Source organism: Streptomyces nanshensis (assembly GCF_001751255.1).
Classification (GTDB): domain Bacteria; phylum Actinomycetota; class Actinomycetes; order Streptomycetales; family Streptomycetaceae; genus Streptomyces; species Streptomyces nanshensis_A.
This window is the reverse complement of record NZ_LJGW01000519.1, coordinates 1-1006: the sequence shown is the minus strand read 5'-3', so window position 1 is coordinate 1006 and position 1006 is coordinate 1. Positions and strand designations below refer to the sequence as shown.

Annotated in this window: 1 protein-coding gene and 1 pseudogene; both read left to right on the top strand. The window is 76.1% G+C overall.

All coding sequences use genetic code 11. From position 1 onward, the window contains the following. The coding region (locus AN218_RS37215; protein ID WP_171908836.1) for a hypothetical protein at positions 1-232 on the top strand (232 nt) is incomplete at its 5' end. A 241-nt stretch (positions 233-473) separates the two neighbouring features. After that, a pseudogene (locus AN218_RS36220) lies at positions 474-1006 on the top strand (hypothetical protein); the annotation flags it as partial.

Genomic DNA, 1006 nt, shown 5'->3' with positions numbered 1-1006 from the left:
CAGCGGCGACCCGGCAGACGGGCTGCCCTTCCACGGCACCCCCGCCGTGCCCGCCCCGGGCGCCTCGCCGTACGCGGGCGACAGCCAGAGCCAGCGCGGCGGCCCGCACGAGCAGTCCGCCGTCCTCGCCGGTACCGCAGACTCCGGCTCGCTGCTCTCCGGCGCCGTGCGCGCCGCGGACGGTACGCCCACGCGCGACAGCGCCGGCGACGTTCTCGAATTCCCCGGCTAGGGCGGACCGTTCGTCCGGTCCGCGAAGTGGCGCGCACATCCGCCGCGTACACCGCGTGACCCGTGACGCCGACCCGCGACCTGCCACGCGGGGGTGGACAGGTCCGCCCGAACCCCGATCCCCGTCGCCCGGCCCGCAGCAGCCGTGATCCCGCCTCCCGTACCGGGACGTGATCCGTGCAAGCGCCGGCCGGCCGCCGAACGGGACCCGAGAACGCTCACATCGAAGGACTGTCGTCATCATGCGCAAGACCATCCGACGTTCGCTCCTGGTCGCCGCCGCCGCTTCCGGCGTATGGGCGCTGAGCACGGCCGGCGCCTCCGCCGCCGAACTGCCCGTCGGCTCCGACGCGGGCAGCACCGCACACGGCGCCGTCGAGCACGTGGAGAAGGCCGGTCACGCCGGCGAGTCCGCCGCCGGTACGGTGCGCGGCACCGACGCCGGGGACACCGTCCGGCACCTGACCGGAACCGTCGGGGACACCCTCCGCGGCGTGCAGCAGAAGCTGCCGAGCAAGGGCATCCCCGAGAACGGCCTGCCCACCAACACCCTGCCCACCGGCGGACTTTCCACCGGTGACCTGCCCACCGAGGGCCTGCCCTCCGGCGCGCAGGACCGCGTGGCCGGCACCCTCCACGGCACGGACGGGCTCGACGGCGTCGAGGACGCGCGGGGCACCGCCGGCCGCGTCGCCGACCGTGCGGGCCACCCGGGCAAGGCGGTCAACGAGGCCCGCGAGGACGTCCGTTCGGCCGTCCCGGGCGAGCTGCCCGT